Origin of the sequence: Alteromonas lipotrueae, from assembly GCF_019249215.1 — a bacterium.
GTDB classification, from domain to species: domain Bacteria; phylum Pseudomonadota; class Gammaproteobacteria; order Enterobacterales; family Alteromonadaceae; genus Alteromonas; species Alteromonas lipotrueae.
In genome coordinates, this window is sequence record NZ_JAESDI010000022.1 from 26,831 (window position 1) to 50,273 (window position 23,443).

A 23,443-nucleotide genomic window follows, 5' to 3' on the forward strand; every position below is an offset into this window, starting at 1 on the left:
CTAGTGCTTAGCGGTTTTGCCAAACAGCTTTCGATTTATACGGTTTTTGGCTGAATGCCAGTGATTCTTGGGCAGGGTAGGCGCGTTCTCGATAACGTGATCAAAAGGAATATCAGCCAACTGTACCGGTGCAACATGGGCGCAAAAAATAGTTTCTATAGACGACTGCGCAATACGTTGTAGCGACTTTCGATATTGATTTGGGTGGCATAAGGGGTAAGGTGGTACTAACTCACCTTTTACTTTTACCAATAAATCGGCCACGTACGCTTGCCGCGTAGGTTCGTGCATAATGGTAAGATCGTGGTCAGTGTGCCCCGGAGAATAAAGTACCTTCCACTCGTTAAAAAAGGGCAGATTTTGCTCGTCTTCCAGCAAGATATCAGCCCGCAATACAGGGTTATACCAAATAGACTCACGCTGCTTACCTATGCGGTTTGCTACCCACCACGTCAGGCCCAAATCAATGGCGTGGGCTGCTCTGCCCATTAAGCCAGCATACCAGCTTTTTGCTTTTGGGTGCGCGGCAATAGACGCCCCGGTTAACGCCTTAATTCTTGCAGCGCCACCAGCATGATCAGGGTGCATGTGCGTTACCACAATCAATTTTAGGTCGCTTAAAGGCCGATGTAAGGTCTCAGTAATAAACTGGCTCACCGTTTCTACATCGGCGCGACTACACCCATCTAATAGCAGTAAGCCATGCTCGTGCTCTGCTAGATAGATGTGTTGAATGTAGCCCGAAAGGGTATGGATCTTCATTTAGATTCTCATGGCGTTGAGTTGAACGCTGTCGTTAATACTACGTGGATTGTGGGTGTGACTTATTTTTGTAGCAAAACACGCCAACAATTCGTACTGAAATACTAACAAACATTACACATAACAACCAGATCAAGCAAACAACTGTAATACCAGAGCCTTAAGCCACATTAACCCTGGCTCGCCTTCTTGATGCTGATGCCAGTACAGATGTGTTTCCAATGCGGGTAAGTTGAAGGGCAGTGCCGCGATACTTAAGTTTTCGTCAGCAAGGGCGCTGGCAATAGAGCCTGGTAAGGTTAACAGCGCGTTGGTGTTCGCGGTAACCTCTGCCGCAGCCCGATAATTTTGACAACGCCATAGCGAAGGGCGGCTGACTCCAAGTTGCTGTAGGGCAATCTCCTCTACCGAGGCCCCTTTTATTCGATTCGACACCGTAATATGCCGCGCATTTAAATAAGCCGCTGCACTTAGGCTATCACGCAAAGCATGCTGTGTATTCACTAGTACGGCGTAGTTATCACGGGTTAGCAAACAATGTTCAACTGGCGGTGAAATGGGCCGGCCAATGTCTACCACTAAATGTAAATTGCGATTACTTAGGTCGGCTACCATGGTGTCGCGATTTAATCGCGCACTCACAATTTCGACATTAGGGGCGTGAACTTCAAGCTTGGCTAGTAGTGCCGGTAAAACACTAAGCTCTAGCGACTCTTGCATAGCAATAACGAAGCGCTGATGGCTGTGAGCAGGATTAAATTCGGTAAATTCACTTAGTGCGCGGCGAATATTAGCTAACGCTTCTAGAATTTGAGGTGCTAACCGTTCGCAGGCGGCCGTAGGCAGCATATGGTTTTTTTCACGAGCAAATAGTGGGTCGCCAAGAATTTCGCGAAACCGTCGCATGGCGTGGCTAACCGCTGATGGCGTGATATGCAGCGACTCTGCGGCATGGGTCATGTTACGCTGCTGCCACAAGGCTTCAAACACTTTCAGTAAGTTTAAGTCGAGCTTTTCAAATTGCCGCTTATCTTGCATTAAGGCTTTCCCTTTAATACCTAAACCGCCCCACAACAAACTACGCTGAAAAACAGTGCTAAAGCCACCTATTGAAACCGGCTCTCAACATCACAACGCAGTGAATAGCATTCACAATACTATCGGACTAGATTTCATTTCATTCATTCTAGTAACTAAACTACGCTATAGCTATCAAATTTATTACCCACTGCTTTTAAGCTACTAGCCATTTGTTAAGCACCCGAGGATAGTCATGGATTTTTCGCATAACGATAAAACAAACGCCCTACTCGAAAAACTTGATGCATTTATTGCTGAACATATCGAGCCCATTGAAAATGAAGTTTATGATTTTCATCATAAAGAGAACCACCACGGTGATTGGAAAAAGTGGAAGCTACACCCTGGCACCGAGGCACTAAAACAAAAAGCCCGCGAGGCAGGATTGGCTAATTTATTTTTGCCCGATGCTGAGCTTGGTAAAGGACTAACCACGCTAGAATATGCGCCTATGGCTGAGCGTATGGGCAGATTTCTTTTCGCCCCTGAAATATTCAACTGTAACGCGCCAGATACGGGAAACATGGAAGTGCTTTATCACTTTGGTAACGATGCCCAAAAAGCCAAGTGGCTTACCCCATTGCTAGCAGGTGAAATACGTTCCGTGTTTGGCATGACAGAGCCTGATGTTGCCTCCTCTGACGCCACCAACATGGCAGCAACTATTATTGAAGATGGCGATGATGTAGTGATCAACGGCAAAAAGTGGTGGTCTACCGGTTTGGGGCATCCCAACGCTGCTTTCACTATATTCATGGGTTTATCTAACCCTGAAAACGACAAGCACAGCCGCCATAGTATGGTGATTGTGCCACTTGATACACCGGGAATTACTATAACCCGTATGCTCGATGCCTACGGCGATTACGATGCTCCTTACGGTCATGGTGAAATGCATTTTGATAATGTACGGGTAAGCAAAGAAAACCTGGTAATGGGTTTAGGCAAAGGCTTTGCTATAGCTCAAGGGCGCTTAGGGCCTGGCCGTATTCACCATTGTATGCGCGCTATCGGCATGGCTGAAAAATCACTTGAACTTGCCCTTAAGCGTGGGCACGAACGTGTCGCGTTTGGTAAGCCTATTATCCGCTTAGGCGGTAATTTAGAGCGTGTTGCTGAAGCTCGAATGGCCATAGAGCAAGCAAGGCTATTAACCCTTCACGCAGCATGGAAGATAGATAACCTTGGGGTGAAGCACGCCATGACAGAAATATCTGCCATTAAAGTGGTGGTGCCAAACATGCTGCAATCGGTCGTAGACATGGCACTGCAAATTCATGGTGGTGCTGGCATGTGTAGCGACTTCCCATTAGCACGCTTTGCCGCAGGCGCTCGTGCACTACGATTAGCCGATGGCCCTGATGAAGTGCATAAAGGCATGGTATCGCGCATAGAACTTAGAAAGTATCAATAGAACAGCCTTGAGCTAATAGACAGCCTTGAGCGGGTAAACAGCCCTGAGCGAACAGAAAGCCCTGAGCGGATAGACAGCCTTGAGCGGATAGAAAGCCTTGAGCGAACAGAAAGCCTTGAGCGTTTATAAATAGCCTTGAGCATTAAACAAAAAAGAGGCCTACTTTTCTAAGTAGGCCTCTTTTTCTTATTCACTCTTCAGTGTCCAGTGTCCAGTGTCCAAAAGAATGCTATTTACGCTACTCGCTGTCTTCATTCAAACGACTATGAATGAACTCAAGTTTGGCAAAACTTTTGTTTAACTCAGGGTTCGTCATGACTAACGCCGCCACGTGCTCATAGCTTTCTTCGCGGGTTTGCTTGGTTAAAAATCGAATCATGTCATCGCTAGGTAACCTATTTAAATCAATCCCTGTGCCAGTAGACATGGCTTGAATATACATTGCTCGCGCAGTTTTAACATACCGGGGCTCACAGGTTTTTCTGGCAATTTTACTGCCTATAGGCCGATGGTAAGAACAGAGCACGTCAAACTTCGCCACTTCATTTATTTCGTGATACATATCCAAGAAATCAAATTTAGCTTTATCGAATTCACGCTGTAATTGCGGCTTTGTTTTTTGTCCAAGCACTTCAAACTGCTCATACTGTCGAGTTTTATCATGCTGCGCAAACACTGCACTACTAAACAGTAAGGTAACGACTGTGAACAAACCTGTTAGGTACTTCACGGGGGCGCTAGATACAGCGGGAATGGTGTATGCCTTCATCATGTATTCCTTTATTGATGCGTTAAACTTAACCTAGCATATGTGCAATTTATAGGCAAAAACAATGATTACTGTGCCTTCTACTACCGCTTGGGCTCGCGCCTTTCTTGGCAATACCTTCTTTTTTAGGCCATGCTACCCACGGTGCTTTTGAATCTGCGTAGGGCAATATAATACAGTACGCCCCCAATGAGCGTTAAGGCGATAAGTTGGGGGTACACCACACTCAGTCCCGCCCCTCGGTATAGCACCCCTTGCGACGCCATAACAAAGTGCGTGTTTGGCGCAAGCAACATAATGTACTGAATCATTTCAGGCATACTTTCTCTTGGTGTTACACCACCAGACAGCAACTGAAGCGGTAATAATACTAGAATAAGCAAAAGCCCAAACTGAGGCATAGAGCGGGCAATGGTTGCCATGAATATGCCTAAACTACTCACCGCAAACAGGTGAATGGCCACCGCTAGCATAAATAACCACACGTCGCCATTAATGGGAATACCCAGCACGTATTGAATCACTAAATACACAGACATAAGTGTAGCAAGCCATACCACCAGCAAGGTGGCAGCAATTTTCGATAACATAATTTCACTGCTTGATACCGGCATTGCCAATAAGTGCTCTACTGTACCCCGCTCTTTTTCTCGAATGAGCGCCGCGCCCGATAAAATAATGGCAATCATGGTCACCGCATTAATTAGCTCCATAACCGAGCCAAACCAAAAACTTTCCAGTGCAGGGTTAAACCTTGCGCGCATCACTAAACCCACAGGATAACGGGTTTCGTATTTGTAGCCAGCAACAAAAGCAGACACCTCTTCACCAATAATTTCTGTAATGTAACCATTACCCGTAAAGGCTTGGCTAATGCGCGTGGCATCTACGTTAACTTGCACATCAGGCACTAAGCCTTTCATTACGTCTTTTTCAAAAGACGGTGGTATCGTCACCACAAAGGTGTATTTTCCCGTGTCTAAACTGGGGTTAACCTCTTGCTCGGTAATAATCTCTGGGGTTAAAAAATACGGTGGCACAAAGCCGTCTATTACCCGATGAGAAAGCTGCGAACGGTCGTGATCCACAAACGCGATAGGCGCATTATGCAGCGACTCAGGCACAGCGGTAGCCGCTGTGTAAATGTTTAAGGTGAAAACATAAAATATGAGCACCAACATTACAGGGTCGCGCCACAAGCTCCACAGTTCTTTTACGCTAAGATGCAATACATTCTTCAGCTTCATGACTTAGCGTTCCTGTTTCTTAAGTAGTACGACTGACAACCACAACGTAATTGGAATACCAATAGCAATGACATAAACCGCAAAATCTAATGTGCCGAAACCCAATCCTTTGCTAAATATTCCCCTACTAGCCAACAAGAAATAGCTTACAGGATGTATCTCACCAATTATCTTCCCGGCTCCTTCTAAAGCGGAAACGGGCGTGATCATACCGGCAAATTGCACTGCTGGTACCATAGTACTTATGGTAGTCAGCAAAATTGCGGCAATTTGGCTATTGGTAAATACAGACGCCAATAAGCCAAAGCTGGTAGAAAATGTCACAAACAGTAAAGCGATAATGGAAAACGCGAAGACATCGCCTTTAAGCGGTACATTAAAAAAGTACACCGCCATGAGCACTAACAAGACAAAGCTGGCAAATGAAGTCGCTATATAAGGCAGCTGCTTACCCAGTAAAAATTCGAGTTTTGTCACTGGGGTAACGTACAAATTAATAATTGAGCCTAGCTCCTTTTCTCTCACTACCGCCAATGAAGTAAGTAACGCTGGAATCATTAACAGCAACATAGGAATAACGGCAGGAACAATAGCCACCAAACTTTTAATATCGGGGTTATATAAATAGCGAGACTGCACACTGATAAGTGATGTAGACGCAGTGGTACTGGTTTGAGCGGCTTGTTCTAGCAACCAGGTAACGTGAATTCCTTCCACATACCCTTCAATCGTTTCCGCCCGTGAAGGCATCGAACCATCTATCCAAGCGCCAATTTCTACATCTTCACCTTTATGTAACTTTTGTCCAAAGTCGGGCGGAATTTCAATCGCGAGCGACAACTCACCACTTTTCATTCGCCGGTCCATATCTTCGTAACTGGTAATGTCGGGTTGAGTTAAGAAATACCGCGAACCAGCGAGGCTATTAGTGTATTGCTCGCTAATCGCCGACTTGTCACGGTCGAACACCGCATACTGTAAGTCTTCTACATCCATGGTTATGCCGTAACCAATAACCACCATCAGCACCATTGAGCCTAAAAACGCCATGGTCAGGCGAATAGGGTCGCGGATTAGTTCCAGCGTTTCTCGAGTGGCGTAACTCAAAAGACGCTGAAGCGACATTTTATAGCGGATTGCTTGCTTTGCAGCCATTGGGGCATGCGCTGGTTTTGACTGAATCTCCTGCTTAGTCTCTTCTTCGGAAGTTTCACCATTCGCTGTGCGTTTTGTATCGTTATTAGCCTGAGCAGCTTCTAAGTAAGCAATAAAAGCATCTTCTAACGTTGTCGCCTTTTTATGCGCAATAATGGTAGCGGGGGAATCAGTGACCAACACTTTTCCCGCATGCATAAGTGAAATACGATCGCACCTAGCCGCTTCATTCATAAAGTGCGTGGAAATAAAAATAGTGACGCCGTCTGCTCTGGCTAAGGTGATCAGCAAGCGCCAAAAGTTGTCTCTGGCCACGGGGTCGACCCCAGATGTGGGCTCATCCAGTATGAGCACTTCAGGTTTATGTACCATCGCGACCGCCAGCGACAATCGTTGCCGTAGCCCCAACGGCAGAGATGCAGGTAGGGCGTCTTTGTGCTGGCTCAATGAAAAGCGTGCTAGCATCTCTGCTACACGCTGCTCACGCTGCGCGTCTGGCACCATAAATAAGCGTGCATGTAACACTAAATTTTGTTCTACCGAAAGCTCGTTATAGAGAGAAAACCCTTGTGACATATAACCCACGCGATAGCGCGTGGCGATATCATTAGGATCGAGCACACTGCCCAACATCCATGCTTCACCAGAGGTTTGTGGTAGAAGGCCCGTCAGCATTTTCATGGTGGTAGATTTACCGCAGCCGTTCGATCCCAGAAAACCGAATATCTCCCCTTTTTTGATAGAAAAGCTCACGTTATCTACTGCGGTAAAATCACCAAATTTCATGGTGAGGCGCTTGGCTTCTATTGCAATAGGAGCATTCGCATTATCATCAATAGGGGTAATCACCACCGGTAAATGTGAACGCCTTATCTTTTCAGGCAACAAGGCAATAAAGGCCGATTCTAGGTTAGTGGCGTTTGTTTTCGCCAATAGTTCGTCTGGCGTCCCTGTAGCCAGAACCTTTCCATCGTTCATGGCAATTAAATGCTCAAATTGTTGCGCTTCATCCATGTAAGCCGTGGCAACCAGAACGGTTAAGTCGGACTGCTCTTTATAAGAGCCACCTTTGCGAATATCGGCAATTAGTCGCCAAAACTGACTACGAGCTAGGGGGTCTACGCCGGTAGTAGGCTCGTCTAAAATTAACAGTTTAGGATCATGAATAAGGGCGCAGCACAAACCCAACTTCTGTTTCATCCCACCAGATAGCTTGCCCGCAGGACGAGACAGGAAAGGATATAACCCCGTACGCTTAGTGAGGTTATCGATGCGTTTACGGCGCTCGGCACGCCCATGGCCAAATAGCTTAGCAAAAAATTGTAAGTTTTCTTCCACCGACAACGTGGGGTACAAATTCTTCCCCAACCCCTGAGGCATGTACGCAATGTCAGCGCAGATAGCTTCACGATGAGAGCGTTCGCTAATATCACCGTTAAGCACATTTAGCTTACCTTGCTGCAATACTCGCTCACCAGCAATAAGCGATAACAAGGTAGACTTTCCGACGCCATCAGGACCAATGAAACCCACGGTGGCACCCCGAGGAATTCGAAGTGATATATCTGCGATTGCGGTAGTTGATTTGTAATGAACCGTCAGACCTTCACAGGTAATGACGTCACTCATAGCGCAACCAACTCAGGCATATCACTAGGCCATGCAGCACTGTCATCTAGCTTTACCCATACCACGCCAGGCAACCCTGTTTTCACTTTCTCGATATACTTTTGCAGCAGATCTTTAGGGATTTGTGCTTTTACCCTAAACATCAATTTTTCTCTTTCACTTTCGGTTTCTACCGAACGAGGCGTAAATTGTGCAACATCTGCTACATAAGAAATATTGGCGGGAATTGATACGTCAGGTGCAGCATCTAAAACAATTCGCGCATCTGAACCAATGGACAATCGGCCAACTTGCGTTGCAGGCAAATAAAAGGTCATATAAACGTTGGTCAAATCGACTAGACTAAGCACTCTTCCTCCGGCAGCAACCACTTCGCCTGGCTGAACAACCCGATATTGAATACGCCCGTTGCGTGGTGCTTTTAATAGCATATCGTCGATTTCAGATTCTATTTGCGCGATGGTGGCATCGCTCGCCGTAACCGCAGCTTTAGCGGACAAATACTGAGACTTTGAAGCTTCAATGGTCGCATCTGCTGCCGCTAATCTGGCCGATGCAGCATTAACCGCAGCCTTGGCACTTTCTACGGTAGTAAGGTTATCTTCAGCCAATTGCTTAGACACTGCGCCGGTTTTTGATAATTCGTTGGTTCGACGGGCATGGGCTTGTGCGGCTTTTAACTCTGCTTCTGTTTGTATTAGCGCCGCCTGCAGCGCAACTTTTTCGCTTTCACGTTGCGCAATAGCCATATCTGCTGCGGCAACTGCACTTTGCGCCTGAACTCGCTGGGCATTAGCTTGGCGAAGTTGGCCGCGAATAGTCGTGGTATCTAGTTTAGCAACCAACATTCCCGCTTCTACTTGCTCGCCTTCATCCACAAAAATTTCTTCGACTCGACCAGCCACTTTCGCAGAAATGCCAATTTCGATGGCTTCAATACGACCATTACTTGAGGCCACGCCCTCTGGTTCGGTGCTACCGAAGAAAGCTCGAAAGCCAAGCACGACTAATACAATCAACAGAAAAACTAAAACAAAAGGCGTCTTTTTTACTGTTTTCACGGCGTGTATCCTTTGTGAATAAATTCGTTGCAAGAATGAGGGAAGCGCTGCTGTACGGGGAAACGCACAAACATCCATGATGAATTATTGTACGTTTTTGGCTAACTACATCTTTGTTCTACATCAACAAACAGTCACGTTAGATATTTATTTTCATGAATGGAAGAAGAAAGAAGAATAAGGCTACGTAAAAAAGATTGGCAAAATAGATGAAAATCACCTTTCACCTATTTTGCATTATTCGTGGAGATGTTTTTAGGTATTGGGCCGGTTGTTACAGTGTGTTGATGATTGAAGAAAAATCAAGCGCACCATTTTCCTGGGCTTTTTCACAATACTCACGATATAACTGCGATGCTTTTTCCCCCATAGGGACATTCGCCCCAACAGCAGCAGCGCCCTGCATTGCCAAGGTTAAATCTTTCAGCATAAGCGCTGCGGCAAAACCACCCGCAAAATCATTATCGGCGGGGCTAACGGGACCCACCCCTTTTACGGGGCAGTAACTGGTCATCGACCATGTTTGCCCTGATGCATTCGAGGCAATATCGAAAAATACCTGCGGGTCTAAATCTAGCTTTTCTGCCAGCTGAAACGCTTCACAGGTAGCAATCATGCTGGCACCTAGCAGCATATTATTGCAAATTTTAGCAGACTGCCCTGCCCCACATTCTCCCGCATGAATAATTTTCTTACCCATGGCTGAAAGTACTTTTTCTGCCTGTTGGAACGCAGCGTCTTCCCCCCCCACCATAAAGGTAAGGGTGCCGTCGCCTGCAGCCTTGGTGCCGCCAGATACTGGCGCGTCTACCATAAGCAAGCCCTGCACTTTTGCCATGCCGCCCACTTCCTTGGCAGTTTCCACATCAATGGTTGAACAATCTAATAGCAAGGTGCCCGGCCTTGCATTTGGTAGCACGGTTTCTTCGTATATGCCCTTAACGTGTTTGCCAGCAGGTAACATGGTTACCACAGCATCACAGCGCTCTACTGCTTGCTTGGCTGACTCGGCTAATTCGCATCCGTTCTCTTTTGCCATGACCATAGCATCACTACTTAAATCAAACGCCAAAACGCTAAACCCGTTTTTTACTAGGTTTTTAGCCATGCCCGAGCCCATATTACCCAGGCCAATAAACGCTATATTTTTAGTCATTATTCATTCCCCTTTAATGTGGTTGGTAACGGCTTATTCCATAGTAGGAATAACAAACGCATTGTCGTTGGTATCTGAACCATCTGGCCATCGCTGGGTAACGGTTTTCACTTTGGTCCAAAATTTTACCCCTTCCATACCGTGCTGGTTCGTATCGCCAAAGGCTGAACGCTTCCAGCCACCGAAGGTGTGGTAAGCCACAGGTACTGGAATGGGCACATTAATGCCTACCATACCCACATTCACACGTTGCGCAAACTCTCTGGCGGCATGGCCGTTTCGGGTGTAAATAGCCACACCATTGCCGTATTGGTGATCGCTTGCTAGCGATACTGCGTGGTTAAAGTCGGTGGCGCGAACAATTTGAAGCACAGGCCCGAAGATTTCTTCCTGATAAGAACGCATATCGGCAGTTACATTGTCGAACAATGTGGGTCCAATAAAATAGCCGTTAGTTTGCTGAGGTATTTGCGACGTGCGACCATCGTAAATAAGGTTAGCGCCTTCTGAAATGGCTAGTTCAATGTATTCCTCAACCCGTAATTTATGGGCAGAGGTTACCACAGGGCCGTAGTGGGCCGACTCATCTTCAGAGTGACTTACTTTTATGGCTTTAATGGCAGGGATAAGCTTGTCGATAAGCTTTTCTGCGGTGCCCTCACCTACGGGCACTACCACAGGCAATGCCATGCATCGCTCGCCCGCAGACCCATACGCAGCGCCCACTAAATCAGCCACCACCTGATCTAAATCAGCGTCTGGCATCACTATGCCGTGGTTCTTAGCGCCGCCCATGGCTTGAATACGTTTGCCGGCTCGTGCACCACGCTCATAAACATAATTGGCAATGTCAGATGAACCCACAAAGCTGGCTGCCTTTACGTCTTGGTGATCAAGCAAGGCATCTACCGCCACTTTGTCACCATGCACTACGTTCAATACACCTTTAGGTAACCCTGCTTGCAACATGAGTTTGGCTAGCTCAACAGGCACCGATGGGTCGCGCTCTGAAGGTTTTAATATAAAGGCATTTCCACAGGCAATGGCCACCCCGAACATCCACATAGGTATCATGGCTGGAAAGTTAAACGGCGTGATCCCCGCCACTACGCCTAAAGGCTGGCGCATGGAATACACATCAATACCCGGCCCTGCGCTATCGGTGTATTCTCCTTTTTGTGCATGAGGAATGCCGCAAGCAAACTCAATAACCTCTAGCCCCCGTTGAATGTCACCTTGGGCGTCGGATAGCACTTTACCGTGTTCGCTCGAAAGCAACTGGGCAAGCCTGTCTTTGTCTTGCTCAACAAGGCGTTTAAATTCAAACATAACCCGTGCACGGCGCTGAGGGTTTGTGGCTGCCCATTCACGCTGGGCTTTTTGGGCTACTTCAACAGCATGATTTACCGTTTCCACGGTAGCCAGCGTAACGTGCGCTTGAACCTTTCCTGTGTTAGGGGCGAACACATCGGCGTGACGCTCGCCTTCAGCAGTATAATCTTTGCCTTCAATAAAATGCGTTATGGTTCTCATGGCCTACCTCAACAACTTAAAAATAAAAACAGATTATTTACAATTTTGAAACCTTGCGTTAAAAACTGCAAGTCAATATAGTTACAGCATAGTGCTGCATTTTTGCAGCAAGTTAAAAAGGTAATCACGTGAACTGGGATGACTTAAGACTGTTTCTTGGCCTCGCCAGAAATGGAAAAATTAGCATTGCTGCCAGAAACTTACACCTTGATGCCACCACGCTCATTAGGCGTGTAAAAAGGCTGGAGACTGCCCTTAATTGCAATTTGTTCGAGCTAAGCAATAAAGGCTATTTACTTACCGATCACGGTAAGCGCTTAGTCAATTACATAGAACATGCAGAGAGGTACATTTTAGAAGCAAAAAATGACTTAACCGATGAGCGCCAAGAGCTTTCCGGCACGGTAAGGGTTAGTGCTTCTGAAGGGTTTGGTTCTTGGGTGTTAGCTCCAGCATTGGCAGAGTTTAAGCAGCGCTACCCCGCTATTTGCGTGGAGTTAGTGGCAAACAGCGGCTTTTTAAATATCAATAAACGGGAAGCCGATATTGCCATTTTGCTTGAAAAGCCCACGAAAGGCTTGCTGTACACTAAAAGGCTTACCGACTACCGCTTAAATTTATACATGCATGAAGACCTAGTAGCAGCGCATGGTGCCCCAACGTCTATCGAGCAACTAAGCCCTTTTAACCTAGTAAGTTACGTGCCCGATTTAATTTATGCGCCACAGCTTAATTTCATTGAAGAATCGCTGCTTTCACCGCTTCACGCCCTTAAAAGCACCAGTATTAATGCGCAATTTCAAATGCTACGAAACAAAGCAGGTGTAGGTATTCTGCCTCATTTTATTGCCAAGAATGCCCATGAACTACAACCGATACTGCAAGATAAAATAAACATTACCCGCACCTTTTGGCTAGCAACTCATCGCGATGTAAGGCACTTAGCCAGAGTGAATGTATTTTTAGATTGGTTGAACGACACCGTGCAAAAATACGCTGACATCTTTTGATGTAGTCACAGGTTTGCCATGTTATTGCTCTCGCTAAGTTACACCCACATAAAAAAAGCGCCCGAAGGCGCTTTTTAGTGTTCTTTCTATTACATTTTAGAATGCGTAAGTTAGGCTCACAGAACCATTCACTGGTGCACCATAAAAGCCTATGGTGTGTAGGCTGGTAATGTATTTTTCGTCAAAAATATTGTTGATGTTTGCACGCAAGGTAAGGTCGTTAGTTACCGCGTAGGTTGCATAGGCATTTGCTAAAAAGTAGCTGCCTTGATCTACGTTATAATCGGTGTTGCTGATTTCAGATTGCCATCTTCCGCCTAAGCCAACTGTTAACGCTGGTACTGCAGGTAGTTCATAACCTAACTGGAAAGTCACTACATCACGTGGAGCCCATAGGTTCGCATCATTGCCCGCTTCATCTTCCACATCAATTGCGGTATACGATGCTTGAACACGCAATGCATCAGTAATTTGACCAACAACTTCCACCTCAAACCCTTCAGACTCTACCGTAACACCTTCGTAGTAGTACTGCTGGTTTTCTGGGTTAATACCCGCAAAAGCAGCAAGATTTTCTTGGTCTGCGGTGAAGTATGCGAAGGTCGTTAATAGTGCGTCGTCTAACCACTGCGCTTTCACACCGGCTTCAAAGTTTTTGCCCTTGGTTGGCGCAACAAATTGCCCCGATAAGTCGTATTGCTCTTGCGGTTGGTATACATCTGAATAACTTACATAAGTATTGATGTTTTCAGTTACCGCATAAGTAGCACCTATGTAAGGGCTGGCTTCACTTTCATTATTGTCGATAGTGGTGCCCGCATTGTTACCACTGCGCTCAAAATCAATTGCGTTGAAGCCCGCAATAACAAACAATTCATTGGTGACGCTTATTTTGGTAGAGCCAAAATAGCGGGTAAGATCTTGTTCAATATCAGAATACAGCACCGCGTCAAACCAGTCTGGTTCGGCAATGGCATCAAATGCATATGGGAACGCTGGCGTTGCGCCATAGGCAGGCGTATTGGCATAGTCGAAACCGTATTGATACATGGTGTCGGAACTAGAGGCATGACTTACACCAATGTTCACTTCATGTTGACGGCCGAAGAGCTCGAAAGTACCAAAGGTACGCGCTTCTACTAAGTTTGAATCTATGTCTGAATCATAACGACCGGGCCAGCCTACTAAACCTAAGCCCGTGTCTTTATCGATAGTACCGTAAGCATAAAACAACTTATCTTGTTCTTCGTAGCCGCGATAGTTGTAGCTTACTTTCACTTGCCAGTCGTTATCGAAAATATAGTCGAATTCAACGAAGGCATTGGTGTTTTCTGTGTCCCACATTGCCCATTCTTGCGCTGTGGTATCACTCACATCCCACTCAGCTTGTGTACCGTCTGTGTAATTAAATACTAACCCGCCCCAATTGTTTCCATCGGTGTTGGCATCTTGGTAAGAGTAGCCCAACGTAATGGTGGCGTTATCGGTAAGTTGCCCATCTACTACGCCATATAAAAAGGTGCGATCGTTCTCTAAGCCATCTAAGTAAGATTCTTTATCTTCTATAGCACCTACAAAACGTGCAGCCCAACGGCCATCTTCGGTTAGCAAAGTAGAATAATCCGCCTGCAAGCGTTTAAAATCAAACGACCCTGCACTCACTGTCACTTCACCGCCTTCTTCATTGGTGGGGCGTTTACGTACATAGTTTAATGTACCCGATGAATTACCTACACCGGTTAGCAGGCCATTGGCACCACGAATAACTTCAATTTTTTCATAACCGTAGGCTTCAAGCGCACCGGTGACAATTCCCCAGTCGTTAGGTAATCCTACGCCATCAATTTGCGTGTTTTTAATTTCAAAACCACGGGCTGTGTAGTTTGTACGGTTAGTTTCCCACTCTTCTACGTTAATACCCGGTGCAAGTTTAAGTGCATCGTTAACATTGTAGGCACCAAACGACTGCATTAGCGCTTCAGAGATAAGGCTAATTGACTGAGGTGTTTCGCTTAGCTCCATTGTTAAGCCAGTCGCACCGCGACTTACGCGGTTTTGACGTACACCAACAATGTGAATTTTCTCAACCTGCGACTCTTCTACAATTGCAGTATCTGTTTGAGTTTCTTGAGCGTTAATTGAGAAAGCGAGCGCTACAGGGGTAAGCGCAAAGAGTGTGGTCAGTTTCATTGTGTTCTCTACAGTGATTTTGGTTTAGTTTTTAGTCGCAGAGGATTATACGGAAGTAGAGAAGGATCACAAATGATAATTATTAGCATTTACAATAATACTAATAATTACCTGTTAATAAAAATTGATCAGATTTTTGCTTTCTTCAGAATATAAATAGGGCAAGTTGGTTGGCCAAAGAATTTAGCGCCTTCAGCCATCACTGAAAAGAAAAAATACTAACTATCGGGAAGTCTCGATTTTACTTGGGTAATAAGATCCTGTTTCACCACAGGTTTAACAATATGACCTTGCATACCTGCATCGATACAACGCTTTCTGTCGGCTTCCATGGCGTTAGCTGTCATGGCTAAAATAGGGATATTATCCCAGGTAGAATTTGCGCGAATGTGCTCAGCTGCTTCTACACCACCCATAATAGGCATTTGCATATCCATTAATATTAAGTGAGGTTTGAACCCACTCAGAAGAAGATCTAAACACTCTTGCCCATTCTCGGCAAATTTAACAACGGCACCCGCGCTTTTGAGCATAGCGCCAGCAACTTGTTGATTAATTGGGTTGTCTTCCACTACCAAGATTAAGGTTTTAGCCAAGAGTTTTTCGTTATCTTCAACCTCGGGCTTTTCAGCTAATTCATCGATAGATTGGTTGCACGAAATAACCGTATCGTACAATGTAGATGGTGTGAATGGCTTATATAAAAGGCCGTCGTATAGCACCAAGCTATTTTTATCAAGACTCTCTCTGTTGTGCGAGACCACAACCAAATGGGTAATTTCTTTTTGTTCTTGTTGCCAACTTGCCAGTGCTTCTTTACTGATAACAGTTAAGATTGCTTCATCAATGATAATGACCCTAGGTAGGCTATTCGACGCTTTATGAGTAGTTAAGTCTTCAACACTTTTTGCCACATAGGACGGCCACCCAAGTACAGAACATTGGCGCTGAATGCCGGTTTCTACATTTACATTTTGCGTAAGCACTATGGCCTGATAAGACATAACATCTTGCTCACTTAAGCTGTCTTCTTGCGCTACCGATGCTTTTTTAAGCAACACATTAAAATGGAATTTACTGCCTTTACCCTGCTGGCTTACTACACCAATCTTACCGTGCATCATTTCCACTAACTGCTTGGCAATGCTTAGCCCTAGGCCTGTACCACCGAACTTAGAGTTGGTGTCGCGGCTAGCCTGAGTAAACGCCCCAAATACTTGGTTGGCTTGCTTTTCAGTCATGCCAATACCCGTATCTTGAACCTCAAACCCTAGCTGAATGGTATCTTCGTTTTCGTTTAGTAGCTCAACGCTTAAATTCACTTCCCCACGAGAGGTAAACTTAATGGCGTTACTAATTAAGTTGCTGATAATTTGATTGAGCCTAACGGCATCGCCCACAACATGTTTAGGACATTTAGGATCAACATCAATCCACAGCTCGATATGTTTACCGTAAGCGGCACGCCCCATCATCTTACCCACTTGATTAAGTAAACTATCCAACCGGAATGGGGCTTCAACCATATCGAGCTTACCGGCTTCAATTTTGGAAAAATCGAGCACGTCATCAATAATTCGGCTTAATAAAGAAAAGCTAGTGATAGCTTGCTCTATATTATCGTTGATTTTTTTGTAGTTACGCTCACCCAACGTAATTTGCAGTAGGCCGTACACACCGTTCATAGGCGTTCTAATTTCATGTGACATTCTGGCGAGAAAAATGGCTTTAGATTTTTCGGCATTAGTGGCCTTATTTTTTGCCTTTATGGCAAGCTCTTTTTCCAAGTTCAATTGATTAAGCAGTCGTATTAATAGGTACGCCAGGCCTAATAAAAACAAAGCCGCCACCGCAAAGCCCAAAGCAATAAAATGCTTGGTTCGCTCCAAATACGCTATTGCCTCAGTTGGCCTTTCCATAACTAACCAGTAGTAAGCATCTTCAATATCTGTGTTGTCAGTATTCCTTTTACCAATAGGAATAATGCCGTGTTTAAATCGACTGGTAAAACTCCTATCTGGCATGTCATCTTCGCCGCCATTAAAGCGTTTTTCAAAGCCAGGAAATTGCATACTTACTTGGTTCTTGGGCCTGTCGAGCAGCCAACCCCACGCGGCGTTATTCGGAGAAGCTAAAAAGAATCCATCTGGATTAATTAACCAATGCGCACTCTCGGTTTGCAGCTCTTTTAAGCGAGAGAATACATCACGTAAATCAAAGTTCAGTACGATTAAACCTAAAACCTCGCCATCAACGCGATATTTAGCAACACTTCTAATAGTAGGCCGATAAGGGAGTTCTATTACCCCCCGCTCTTTATTTAAATCTAAGGGCGATATGTAATAGTCTTTTGATGACTCAACAGCTTCAATAAAATAATACCGATCGGCTTTGTTTTGCAGGTCTTGGGTGTCTCGCCAGATAAGGCTTCCGGATGGTTTTTCAGCACGTAGTTGTTCATTACCATCAAGCGCAATATAGCGAATTTGCTGTAAACTTGGGTACGCATCGAAAAGCGCTGACCAATGTGCAGTAAGGTAGCCCTTAGCATTCTGTTCAACTAGCGCATCGGTAATTAAGGTACTTTTGCTTTCTTGAATAGCAATGGAACGCGCATCCAATATAACGTGGTTGATTTGACTCTGAAAATTTTGATGCAGTACATCGAATTGTTGGTCGATAGCGTCGTTACTAAAACGCTTAGTTTCAATCCACAAAATATTGGCTAATACTGCCAAGATGCCAATAAATAATACGCAGAATATAGAAATGAAGAGTGCTGATTTAGAAACTTTATTGACCACAATGCATCCTTTCGGGTTACTGCAACGGCTACATAATTATACGAAAGTATAACACCTAAGTCGTACCTTACCGCGAATAAGCTAGCGTTGGCTATTCAGGGCTATTTTAACGTTGAGACTAAAGCACTTAACGGCCCTAAATCAGACTCAAAATACTTCCATTGCTGCATTCCGCTTTGATAAATAGGCTGACGAACTTGCTCAGCTCTTGCGGTTCTTACTGAGCGTTTGGTGTTGTAGATATCTAAGCAACGCGCTTCAAAAAGTAGCCCGCAAAAATCAAGTATCCTTTGTACTTGCTTGTTAAACTCAGTGACCACATCTTTTAAATTTTATCTGGTAGCACTGTGTTCCAGTACTCCAGCGGCTCAACATAATTATTGTAGTACTTTTCAATATCTTCAAGGTTATAACTAAATTCCTGCCCTTTTACAAACAACGGCTTAAAGATACTAAATCCACATGACATGGGGTTGCGGCGTGCATCTATGTTGTAGCGCTTGGGCTAATCAAAGTCCCCGCCCGTTTAACCTGTGCGCCACTCCAGCAACATAGAGCCTGCTTGAGGTAAAGTTGCGCTGTAACTCATATACACTAATAATTTGACTCGTTAACAAGCAACTAGCAGAGTATAGAGATGCTTACATTAAGCGAAACCTTGTCACTATGATGAATTTAGCGTTCTCTTACCTACCTCTTATTTTGCTAATTACCTTAATGGTAAAAAAGAACCCTATGCCATCTAGCAAAGCCCTACCTTTAAGCGCTTTGGTAGCTTATATTGTGGTGCTGCTGGTATTCAAACAAGACGCAAGATTAGTGAATGCCAATGTAATAAGTGGCGCATTACTGGCACTTACCCCGCTTTCTATTATCGCCGGCGCGATATTCCTTTTTAAATGCATGGAAATTACCGGCGCTTTAGCTATTTTACGTAAATCGCTAGACGGCGTAAGCGAAAACCCCGTAGCCCAGCTAATGATTGTAGGCTGGGCGTTTATGTTTCTAATTGAAGGCGCCAGTGGTTTTGGAACACCGGCCGCTATTGCCGCCCCCATACTTTACAGCCTTGGTTTTCCCGCCTTACGAGTGGCACTGTTCTGTTTAGTGCTAAATACCATTCCCGTTACTTTTGGAGCCATGGGCACACCTGTATGGTTTGGGTTATCGCTGTTGCAGCTTCCCCAAGAAAGCGTGCGGGAAATAGCACAGCAAGCAGCCCTTATTAACACCATAGCCGCACCTGTTATTGTGATATTGGCATTGCGATTAGTAGTAAGCGATGCCGCCGACATTAAAAAGAACCTGCTTTTTATTCTACTTTCCACCTGCGCATGCACCCTGCCCTATTTGGGGCTAAGCTATTTTGGTGTGGAATTCCCTTCGTTGCTGGGCGGGCTAATTGGCTTAATCATTACCCTGCTGCTAGCGAAATATAAAATAGGAATTGAGGCAGTAAATCGACCAACAGCTAATCGAACAGTATCCACCGAACAAGCCCCAGCGAAAACAGTACCACTAAAAACACTAATAAAAGCCGCGTTCCCGCTATGGGGCACCGTGTTGCTTTTAGTCTTAACTCGCCTGCCGGAACTAGGGTTAAAAGCGCTTTTACAAGCCACCGAACCCGCCTTACACATTAGCCTAGGTTTTTTAGGCACTTTCCACATAAGCACAAGCTTAGTGGCCAGCTTAACCGACATCTTAAATACCGCGGTAACCTGGAAACATAGCGTTTTGTATATTCCATCTATTATTCCTTTTGCGGTAACCGGCAGCGTAACCTTGTGGCTATTTCGCCAACAAGCAGAACCAAATACGTTAAAAACAGCAGGCCAACAAACTCTTGCCCGCATGCGCACGCCTTTTTTCGCCATGCTAGGTGCACTTATCTTTGTGAACATGATGATGCTAGGCGACAGTTCTGGTCAAAACAGCGCGGCAGTAGCAAAAATCGGTCATCACTTGGCACAAATTACCGGCGAAAACTGGACCTTCTTCGCGCCGCTATTAGGTGCATTAGGTTCATTCTTTTCAGGGTCGGCCACTATCTCTAATTTAACCTTCGCTGGTATTCAAACCACCATTGCAGAGCAACTGTCATTACCCTTAACCACCATACTGGCACTACAAAGTGTAGGCGCCGCCATGGGCAACATGGTGTGCATCAATAACATAGTGGCAGTAACCGCTATTCTTGGTTTGCAAAACCGCGACGGCGACATTTTAAAAAGTACAGTGGTGGTCATGGTCGTATTTTCGTTTATCGCTGGTTGTTTAGGCGTTTTGTTGGTCAACCTTTTCGCGACATAGACTTTAGTGAACCCTTTTCGCGAGCGAGCTTTTCCTCACTGTTATGCGAAATAGTAAGGAAACTCAGTTATTCTAAGATGAGTACAACCAAAGGGCACTAAAACTAGATTTTGTGGTTCGCTTTTCGAGGCTACCGGACTATGAGGTAGTGGCGCCGCAATACAACCCAACATTTGCCATTGAGGTAACTGTTTCGCATCTATCGTTAGTGTGACCGGAAAGTGCTCATTGCTGAAAGGGATTTCAGTATCAACCGCGCTCTCAAATAACGATATTTCTCCGTCGTACTTCAATGCAAAATTCCAAGCAGATTTCGCCCTAAACTCGTAGTCACAATGGGGGTACTCCCGAAGTGGTTTATCTTGGTTCACTTGTTTTTGTTCATAGTCTATAGGTAACGAAAAAACTAAAGGACCGCGCTCCAAGCTGATAGCATTATAAAGCCGCTTTTGTCGAGACACTGGCATTTCTAGTACAACGGTTATTGCGACCTGTCTATGCCAAGTTCTTTTAAGCCTAAAGTAACTTCCACTTTCGGTAGACTCTATGCTGTCGCCATCAAGTGAAATAGTCACTCGAGGGCACCATTGCGGAATACGAATATAAAGTGGAAATGAGTTGGCTTTTTCAGACCCTATAATAAAGGTTAAATGATTATTAAAGGGGTAATCGGTAATAAGCTCAAGCGTGGTTTCCACGCCTTGGATTTGGGTTGTTAACTTGGACGGCGCATAAATGGTTGCCACTACACCACCATCGGTGCTTGTCATCCATTGGCTAGCAAGTAGTTTTGGCCAGCCTTGATGATAGTTTGAAGTACAGCAACCAAAATGAGGGGCTAATCCGTAGATATTGGCATCAGGATCGTTGGTAGACCAAGGCATGTTTTCATCAATAGTACACGCTATTTGATTAGTTTGCTGATCGTATTGGTGAGCCCACATATCGCGAGTAAAGGCCGCCGGGAGTGCATTATAGGCAATTTTTTCCAACCTATCTGAATACTTAACATCACCAAATATTTGAACCAAATGCTCCAGTGAATACATATATTCTACGATTGCACATAACTCAGTTCCACGGGTAGGCTCTTTTCCCGCCAAGCATTCATCGCCGGTAAAAGTCCCTACAGCCGTTCCATGGTGTTCATCGAGTAGCGCAATCATATTATCTACGGCTAATTTTTCGTCCGGCGACTTGGTTACTCTGCTCAGCAACCCATATGCCTTGACTGCCATCGCGTTGTTGACGATGTGGCTCATAAAATTCCAACCACCTTTTGTCGTTGCAGAGGTCATTGGCCAGCGTGAAAAAAACGATTTCCAGCCAAAACCTTGTGCTTCTAACTTGGTGGTTAAGGCGAGCAACCAGGCTTCTGGTTTACGCTGATAAAGCCATAAAATACTAATGAAAGCCTCAAACCAACGGGCTTGCCCCCAATCGAATAAAGGCGTCCAGTTAATTGAGCAATCTACTTTTCGCAAGCAGCGGTAAACAGCACCTTCTACTCTCTCGTCGCTGGTTATTTCATAATATTGCACTAACACCTTTAGGGCTAAAAATTGCGCCCATATATCGTATTGTTGTTTGGATTCTGGGTTTGTAACGTTCGGATCCGTGGGCCCAAGCCAACCATCCTCATGTTGATGACAGAGGATGTAGTCCAAATACCCTTGAACTTTGGCAATTAACTTATCGTCTTCTAGTAGATAAGCCAGTGGCATTATTCCATCTAACCAATATGGCGCTCTCTCCCACCCTTCTGCTTCCCCTCCAAACCACGCGCTGTCCCGCACGTCCGGCCAAAATTCGTCTAAATGCCCAGTCAATCCTTCAGCTTGAATCTCCAATTGTCGGCGAACCCAACCGGTAGGCTTAATGGCAGTAAGCGCTAGGGGTTTGAAGGTTAATGCTTTTATTGATGTCATTTTACTTCCGTATAGTATTCAAGCGAAAGGCTTCCACCCCTTACTCTGAAATAGTTAAACCGTTGCGAGCTTCTGTTTACGTTGCAGATCTGTTGGCGAAAGTAGCGGCGTCTGACTTTTTGTCACGCCGAAACATAATGACGAATAGCCCAGCAACGATTGCACTATAAAGTGCAAAGCAGTTCATGATGCCTTGCCAATCTTTTACCCCGTTTTCGGTGAAAAAGGCGTCGATAATGTAGCCACTTGCGAAACTACCAATGATAGTCCCCAAACCTATTACTACGACTTGAAATAAGCCCTGTGCACTGGAGCGCATAGAGGGATCTGTTTCTTTTTCAATAAACAAAGAACCTGACAAATTGAAGAAGTCGAATGCCATCCCCCACACAATCATTGAGCCAATTAGCAGAAATAGGCCATCTACTGGGTTTCCATAGGCAAGCATCAACCAGCGAAACACCCAAGCGACCATGCTGATTATCATCACTGTGCGAATGCCCCACTTTTTGAGGGCAAAGGGTACAATCAAAATAAAGAGCATTTCTGAAAATTGCCCAAGCGATACCACAATGGCCGGAAACTTTAATAAGGGTGAACTTGCGTATTCAGCAATATCTTTGAAATGGTGAATATAGGCACCAGCATAGGCATTGCTCAGCTGCATGCACACGCCCAATAACATAGAGAAAATAAGAAAAACTGCCATTCGGTACTCTTTGAACAGCGTAAAGGCATCAAAGCCCAACAAATTACCCAGTGTGGTACGCGATTTTTGATTTAGCGGCGTACACTTTGGCATGGTAAGAGCGATACCTGCGACAATTAGCGAAGCCCCCGCTGATATATAAAATTGCCATGCCGAGGTTTCTAATCCAGATAAACTGGTTATCCACATGCCAGCCGCAAACCCCGCAGTCCCCCAAACTCGAAGCGGTGGATACTCTCTGATTATATCCATGCTCGCATCATCCATGGTTCGATACGAAATTGAGAATATCAATGATATCGTGGGCATATAAAAGCACATATTTAGCAACATAACCCAAAAGAGTATGGCTGGATCATCGACCATAGGAATAAATAGCATGGTTACCGCACAACCTATGTGCAGCATACTGTATAACCTTTCAGCGTTAATCCAGCGGTCGGCGATTGCCCCTATCGTTGCAGGCATAAATAGCGCTGCTATTCCAATAGTTGAAAAAACAGCACCGAACTCTGAAGCAGTCCATCCCTTCGTGTTAAACGCATAGGCTCCAATAGTAATAAGCCAAGAGCCCCACGCCACAAATTGCAAGAATTGCATTTGCCCAATTTTGAGTTTTAATCCCATTGCGTATTCCTAAACACAGTTAATGTACTAATGGTTTCACGCCAGATGAACATTCT

At 45.1% G+C, this 23,443-nt stretch carries 16 protein-coding genes; 3 read left to right on the forward strand and 13 right to left on the reverse strand.

Annotated elements, in window-relative coordinates; genetic code table 11:
- Together JKP82_RS19410 and JKP82_RS19415 are read right to left on the reverse strand one after the other, a co-directional pair.
- Entirely contained in the window at positions 1–762 is a 762-nt protein-coding gene (locus tag JKP82_RS19410) for an MBL fold metallo-hydrolase (RefSeq protein WP_159527930.1), read from the reverse strand.
- 132 nt (positions 763–894) lie between these two features.
- Complete coding sequence (locus JKP82_RS19415) at positions 895–1,800, reverse strand: LysR family transcriptional regulator (protein WP_218398341.1); 906 nt, start codon at positions 1,798–1,800, stop codon at positions 895–897.
- Positions 1,801–2,035: 235 nt separating this feature from the next.
- Here JKP82_RS19415 and JKP82_RS19420 point away from each other — a divergent pair, with 235 nt between their 5' ends.
- Complete coding sequence (locus JKP82_RS19420) at positions 2,036–3,256, forward strand: acyl-CoA dehydrogenase family protein (RefSeq protein ID WP_013786107.1); 1,221 nt, start codon at positions 2,036–2,038, stop codon at positions 3,254–3,256.
- Positions 3,257–3,494: 238 nt separating this feature from the next.
- Here the strand turns inward: JKP82_RS19420 and JKP82_RS19425 are convergent, their stop codons facing one another.
- From JKP82_RS19425 to JKP82_RS19450, 6 genes are all read right to left on the reverse strand, one after another.
- On the reverse strand, positions 3,495–4,028 hold the full coding sequence (locus tag JKP82_RS19425; protein WP_232374675.1) for a hypothetical protein: 534 nt from the start codon (positions 4,026–4,028) through the stop codon (positions 3,495–3,497).
- Between the two features lie 122 nt (positions 4,029–4,150).
- Positions 4,151–5,272 (reverse strand): ABC transporter permease, encoded by a 1,122-nt coding sequence (locus tag JKP82_RS19430; protein ID WP_159527929.1) that lies wholly within the window; start codon positions 5,270–5,272, stop codon positions 4,151–4,153.
- A 3-nt stretch (positions 5,273–5,275) separates the two neighbouring features.
- Complete coding sequence (gene rbbA / locus JKP82_RS19435) at positions 5,276–8,056, reverse strand: ribosome-associated ATPase/putative transporter RbbA (protein WP_218398342.1); 2,781 nt, start codon at positions 8,054–8,056, stop codon at positions 5,276–5,278.
- Positions 8,053–9,117 (reverse strand): HlyD family secretion protein, encoded by a 1,065-nt coding sequence (locus JKP82_RS19440; protein WP_159527927.1) that lies wholly within the window; start codon positions 9,115–9,117, stop codon positions 8,053–8,055. The genes rbbA and JKP82_RS19440 overlap by 4 nt, the downstream gene beginning before the upstream one ends.
- A 274-nt stretch (positions 9,118–9,391) precedes the next feature.
- Positions 9,392–10,273 carry a 3-hydroxyisobutyrate dehydrogenase gene (gene mmsB, locus JKP82_RS19445; RefSeq protein WP_218398344.1) on the reverse strand — a complete coding sequence of 294 codons (882 nt, stop codon included), beginning with the start codon at positions 10,271–10,273 and terminating at the stop codon, positions 9,392–9,394.
- Between the two features lie 33 nt (positions 10,274–10,306).
- Entirely contained in the window at positions 10,307–11,806 is a 1,500-nt protein-coding gene (locus tag JKP82_RS19450) for a CoA-acylating methylmalonate-semialdehyde dehydrogenase (protein ID WP_218398346.1), read from the reverse strand.
- 128 nt (positions 11,807–11,934) lie between these two features.
- Between JKP82_RS19450 and JKP82_RS19455 the strand changes: the two genes are divergently transcribed.
- Positions 11,935–12,816, forward strand: coding sequence for a LysR family transcriptional regulator (locus JKP82_RS19455; protein WP_218398348.1), 882 nt, complete (start codon positions 11,935–11,937; stop codon positions 12,814–12,816).
- Positions 12,817–12,912: 96 nt separating this feature from the next.
- On the opposite strand, the gene JKP82_RS19460 is transcribed toward JKP82_RS19455, so the two are convergent.
- The 3 genes from JKP82_RS19460 to JKP82_RS19470 form a co-directional block, all read right to left on the reverse strand.
- Positions 12,913–15,006: a TonB-dependent siderophore receptor gene (locus JKP82_RS19460; RefSeq protein WP_218398350.1), complete on the reverse strand. Its 2,094-nt coding sequence runs from the start codon at positions 15,004–15,006 to the stop codon at positions 12,913–12,915.
- A gap of 218 nt (positions 15,007–15,224) precedes the next feature.
- Positions 15,225–17,810: a hybrid sensor histidine kinase/response regulator gene (locus JKP82_RS19465; RefSeq protein WP_218398352.1), complete on the reverse strand. Its 2,586-nt coding sequence runs from the start codon at positions 17,808–17,810 to the stop codon at positions 15,225–15,227.
- 101 nt (positions 17,811–17,911) lie between these two features.
- Positions 17,912–18,130, reverse strand: coding sequence for a hypothetical protein (locus tag JKP82_RS19470; RefSeq protein WP_201510819.1), 219 nt, complete (start codon positions 18,128–18,130; stop codon positions 17,912–17,914).
- A 346-nt stretch (positions 18,131–18,476) separates the two neighbouring features.
- Here JKP82_RS19470 and JKP82_RS19475 point away from each other — a divergent pair, with 346 nt between their 5' ends.
- Positions 18,477–20,123, forward strand: coding sequence for an L-lactate permease (locus JKP82_RS19475; protein WP_218398354.1), 1,647 nt, complete (start codon positions 18,477–18,479; stop codon positions 20,121–20,123).
- Positions 20,124–20,164: 41 nt separating this feature from the next.
- On the opposite strand, the gene JKP82_RS19480 is transcribed toward JKP82_RS19475, so the two are convergent.
- Positions 20,165–22,051: a beta-L-arabinofuranosidase domain-containing protein gene (locus tag JKP82_RS19480; protein WP_218398356.1), complete on the reverse strand. Its 1,887-nt coding sequence runs from the start codon at positions 22,049–22,051 to the stop codon at positions 20,165–20,167.
- A 76-nt stretch (positions 22,052–22,127) separates the two neighbouring features.
- Positions 22,128–23,387 (reverse strand): MFS transporter, encoded by a 1,260-nt coding sequence (locus JKP82_RS19485; RefSeq protein WP_218398358.1) that lies wholly within the window; start codon positions 23,385–23,387, stop codon positions 22,128–22,130.
- Between the last annotated feature and the right edge of the window lie 56 nt (positions 23,388–23,443).

Coding starts and splice junctions, on each gene's coding strand:
- JKP82_RS19410 (WP_159527930.1), bottom strand. CDS start 762: ATGAAGATCCATACCCTTTCGGGCTACATTCAACACATCTATCTAGCA.
- JKP82_RS19415 (WP_218398341.1), bottom strand. CDS start 1,800: ATGCAAGATAAGCGGCAATTTGAAAAGCTCGACTTAAACTTACTGAAA.
- JKP82_RS19420 (WP_013786107.1), top strand. CDS start 2,036: ATGGATTTTTCGCATAACGATAAAACAAACGCCCTACTCGAAAAACTT.
- JKP82_RS19425 (WP_232374675.1), bottom strand. CDS start 4,028: ATGATGAAGGCATACACCATTCCCGCTGTATCTAGCGCCCCCGTGAAG.
- JKP82_RS19430 (WP_159527929.1), bottom strand. CDS start 5,272: ATGAAGCTGAAGAATGTATTGCATCTTAGCGTAAAAGAACTGTGGAGC.
- rbbA (WP_218398342.1), bottom strand. CDS start 8,056: ATGAGTGACGTCATTACCTGTGAAGGTCTGACGGTTCATTACAAATCA.
- mmsB (WP_218398344.1), bottom strand. CDS start 10,273: ATGACTAAAAATATAGCGTTTATTGGCCTGGGTAATATGGGCTCGGGC.
- JKP82_RS19450 (WP_218398346.1), bottom strand. CDS start 11,806: ATGAGAACCATAACGCATTTTATTGAAGGCAAAGATTATACTGCTGAA.
- JKP82_RS19460 (WP_218398350.1), bottom strand. CDS start 15,006: ATGAAACTGACCACACTCTTTGCGCTTACCCCTGTAGCGCTCGCTTTC.
- JKP82_RS19475 (WP_218398354.1), top strand. CDS start 18,477: ATGATGAATTTAGCGTTCTCTTACCTACCTCTTATTTTGCTAATTACC.
- JKP82_RS19480 (WP_218398356.1), bottom strand. CDS start 22,051: ATGACATCAATAAAAGCATTAACCTTCAAACCCCTAGCGCTTACTGCC.
- JKP82_RS19485 (WP_218398358.1), bottom strand. CDS start 23,387: ATGGGATTAAAACTCAAAATTGGGCAAATGCAATTCTTGCAATTTGTG.